Raw genomic sequence first — 3,844 nt, 5'->3', positions numbered from 1 at the left:
GCCTCTATCGGGCTGACGGCTGGGTTCACATCTGCTGACGGAGACTAACGTGGCGACACCCGTGTTCACCCGTCGGCGCATGCTGCGCGAGGCCGCGATTGGTTTGGGCGTGCTCAGCTGCACCACCGCGCTGGGTCAGCCCTTTGAGCGCGCGGATTATGTGGGGGTGGAAACCTCGCTGACGGATGGCCTAAGCCGCATTTTCGCCCTCGGCGCGTCGGGTCAGGTTCTAGCGCGACTGCCTGTTGGGTTTCGTGCGCATGGTCTGGCCGAAAGCGACACCCATCTGATCGTGTTTCCGCGCAGACCGGGCAACAAGTTTGCGATCATCGACAAAGCCAATTTCGACATTCGCGCGACGGTGACGGCGCCGGCCTCGCGTCACTTTTTTGGCCACGGCGCGGTGACCGCTGACGGGGCCTATCTGTTAACGACCGAGAATGACCTGGACCAGATCACAGGCGTTGTCGGGATATACGAGCTGGCGACGGGGCAGCGGTTGGGCGAGGTGCCTTTGCCCGACGCTGGGCCGCATGAGATCATTCGCCATTCGTCGCGGGATCTGTTTTATGTGGCGCTTGGCGGGTTAGAGACCCACCCAGATTATGGGCGCACACCTTTTAACCTAAGCAGTTTCCGCAGCCAGATCGTTCAGCTGGATTTCACAACGCTCAGACCGGACGCCTTGGGCCATTGGGCCGGATCAGAGGGCGTGTCTTTGCGCCATTTGGCGATGGATCAAGCAGGGCGTCTGTACGTTGGCGGGCAGATCTATGATCGTGCCCGGGCAGATGGGGGTAACCTCGTGTGGCTGGTTGGCGAAAGCGGCGTCACGGCGCTGGAGGTCGGCGACAGGCTGGGGGGCTATGTGTCTTCGGTTGCCGCCAGCGGGTCAGGGGCGATGTTGGCGTCAAAAACCACAGGGGATGTCCTGTGGCTTGAGGGCGACCGGCTGCTGAAATCCGAGCGGGTTACAGGGGCCAGCGCCGTCGCAAGCACGCAACGCGGAGCCGTCTATTCCGGCGCGCGGCTTTTGCGGCTGGGCGCGCAGGAACAGGATGCCCTTGCGGGGTTTGAGTTTGACAACCACGGCCTCGCGGTGCGCGGTATGGGCGTGTGACTCAGTTCTGCGCGGCAGACAGTTGCTTAAGACAATGGCTAAGGTCCGTGTTGCGGGGCAGGGCGCAGTATCCCTGCGATTTTAGGGCCTCGGTCGGAGCCGCCCCGCCGCCGATCAAGATCAGCAGATAGTCGTCCAAAGGCGGCAAAAGGGTGTCTGATGCCTTTGCGACGCCGTCCACAGTGACCGCGCCAAAGGCCTGAAACAGAGGGAGCTTGATAACGCCCTCGGTGCCTTCGGGGTATTCATTCAGATAGTGGCGCAGGCCCCAAACCGCATCGTTGAAGAAGGATTCAAAATAGATGCGGTTCAGGTTGTTTTTCAGAACGTTCAGACCCCGCAGGTCAATGTCCCCTTGCCGCACATTGGCATAAAGCTCGCCAATTCGGCTGTGGATCTCGGGCCAGCGGCTGGCTTCGACGGTCGCGCTGAACGAGAACAGAGCTTGCTTTTTGCCCATCACCACAAAGTTTGACTGCGGATCATAAGACGCGCGCATTTCCTGGCGGATCACGCGAAACAGCTCTGATCCCTGTCCGTCCCCGACATAGTTCACCAGCAGGTTGGTCGCGACCTGATCGGTTTCCTCGGCAAATTCCTGCGCTTTCACAAATAGGATCAACATCTCGGTGGATTGAGGATCCTCAAAGTGGATGACGCCTTTTGGCAGGGTCATGTCTTCGTCCCCAAACAGCGCGTCGGTCCATTTTTTCAGCGGCGGAGTCCATCCTTTGGGGCCAAGCGGCAGTTTGTGAATAAGTCGGTTGGTGCGCCGTTGGACCTCTTGGTCGCCGGATCTGAGGATCGCCTGTGCAGGGCGGCCGAACCGATAGTGGGCGGTGCTGGGCTGGGTGTCACTGTCGTCGGTCTGAAAGTGCAAATAGTTGGCAACTTCGCTCAGCACATGCGCCGGGCGGCGCGTCAACGTGGATTGCACCGGTTTGCTGTTTTCCAATTCGCGCGCATACCAGTCCAGGGTGTAAACCGGCTCGAGCAAAATGTTCTCGAGATGTATGAGGGTCTCTGGAAATACGTCGTTGGGAGCCGAGACCGTCAGGGTCAGATGCGGCCCGTTGGTTGCGATCTGATGCTTGATGCCCTTCTCGCGTTTGTACGAGTTGATCTCGTAAGAGGTCCGCGTTTCTGTGCCTCCGGAAAGCGTACTGGCAAGGCCCGCCTGCACCGCGGCTACACGGTCAAAGGATGGCTCGTTTAAGGTCCAGACAAAGGTCAGCGCGGATACCCCGGTGCGGAGCGGCTCCAGATATGTGACCCGCGTGCCGTCGCCGTGCGCAATAAGTTCAGCGAGTGCTGGTTTGGCGGCCATGCTGCTTAGGGCAATTGCGGCGGCAGCGATGATTTTTGACACTCTGTTCAGCATATCACTCTACCTTCTTGGCCAAAACGACAGAGGTTGCGGAGGGTTGCATCGCGGTCGCGGCAAATTCCCGAACCTCTTCATCCGTGGTCTCACTCAGGATTTCAATCAAACCTGTCGGGGTGATCGGGGGAAATCCGTCGGCCGCAACATTGGACAGGAACCACCGAAACGAGGTGGGTCGACGCGCGGAATTTTCCGCCCAAGTGATCTGTTTTTGTCGCGCGTTCTGGATTTCCGGTCGCGTGATTGGGTCGTCCAGCAACCTCGCCACGGCCTCTTTCAGGCGGCGGTGCGCCCGATCCAGATCAAAGCCCGGCATAAGTTGCGCATGCAGCGTCAGTTCCAGATCGGATTCCTTGGAAAAGAACCAGTTCTGGCTGACGCTGAGAAAGCCGGGTTGGTCATGATACAGCGCCTTAAACAGCCGTTCGTTCAGGATGGTGGTCGTGATGAAAAACGTGCTTTGCATGTCCACGCTGGTCGGATTGCCTTCAAACGCCACGAACTTCGCAAACTGAATGGTGTCGCGTTGTAAACGATCGGTTTCGATCCGGTCCACATAAGCGACCTTGGGCGAAGGGCGTTGTGCCAGCCAGGGTTTGCTGGGCGCAGGGGTGGCTTCGGTGTCGCCAAAGACCTCGGCCACAAGCGTGGCCACAAGGTCTGGATCGACCCGTCCTGACACGATCAGCGTCACATTGGAGGCCACGTAATGCTCTTTGTGGAATTGATAGGCCTTTTCCAGACTGAGCTTCGGCAGGTCGGCAACGCTGTTGTCCACCCGTCCGCGCGGTGCGCCGTATAGGTTCTTCAGCGCGATGTGGCGCAGCCACCGCAACGGGCTTTGCCTTTCCCTAAGCAGGGTTTCGCGCTCGACAATGTCGATTTCGCTTTCGGCAAACCCTTCGGGCAGATCCGGCGTGTCCAGCGTCGCGCGCGAGAGTTTGAGCAAGGTCTCTAGATCTACGGGTGGACCCGAGTTGGTGTAAATCGTGGCGACGTTGCTGGTTGTTGCGTGGATATCGCGTTCTCTTGCCTGTTTGAGGATGGTAAAATCTGCTGAAAACGCTGCAAGATGTTCGGTCAGATGTGCGGTGCCAGAGGGGTCTGGGTCGTCGTATTTTCCCGACAGAACAATCAGTTGCACATCAACGCGGTTGAACGTGTCAGTGGGCACCACATAGGCTGCGTGAAGCCCGCCTTTGTCTGTCAACGGGATGACCTCTTGGGCAAAGGCAGGGCGGCCAAAGAGCACTGGCAAAAGCAAGAGAAGGAAAAAAGATCTACGCATCGTCGGCCTCAAATTACACCGTTGAAAATAATCAGAACAACTCGCCGAGCAT

At 58.6% G+C, this 3,844-nt stretch carries 3 protein-coding genes; 1 reads left to right on the top strand and 2 read right to left on the bottom strand.

The annotated features are described in order from the left end of the window. Nucleotides 1–49 precede the first annotated feature (49 nt). Complete coding sequence (locus ACEQWH_RS06700) at nt 50–1,120, top strand: DUF1513 domain-containing protein (protein ID WP_370229083.1); 1,071 nt, start codon at nt 50–52, stop codon at nt 1,118–1,120. A gap of 1 nt (nt 1,121) precedes the next feature. On the opposite strand, the gene ACEQWH_RS06695 is transcribed toward ACEQWH_RS06700, so the two are convergent. Beyond that, nucleotides 1,122–2,501, bottom strand: a complete 1,380-nt coding sequence (locus ACEQWH_RS06695) for a hypothetical protein (RefSeq protein ID WP_370229082.1) — start codon at nt 2,499–2,501, stop codon at nt 1,122–1,124. Nucleotide 2,502: 1 nt separating this feature from the next. After that, on the bottom strand, nt 2,503–3,792 hold the full coding sequence (locus tag ACEQWH_RS06690; RefSeq protein WP_370229081.1) for a M16 family metallopeptidase: 1,290 nt from the start codon (nt 3,790–3,792) through the stop codon (nt 2,503–2,505). Nucleotides 3,793–3,844: the final 52 nt, after the last annotated feature.

The organism is Cognatishimia sp. (assembly GCF_964229375.1).
In the GTDB taxonomy this organism is placed as follows: domain Bacteria; phylum Pseudomonadota; class Alphaproteobacteria; order Rhodobacterales; family Rhodobacteraceae; genus Cognatishimia.
Note: the sequence above shows the minus strand (reverse complement) of the source record. Positions and strands in the feature narration are given on the sequence as shown.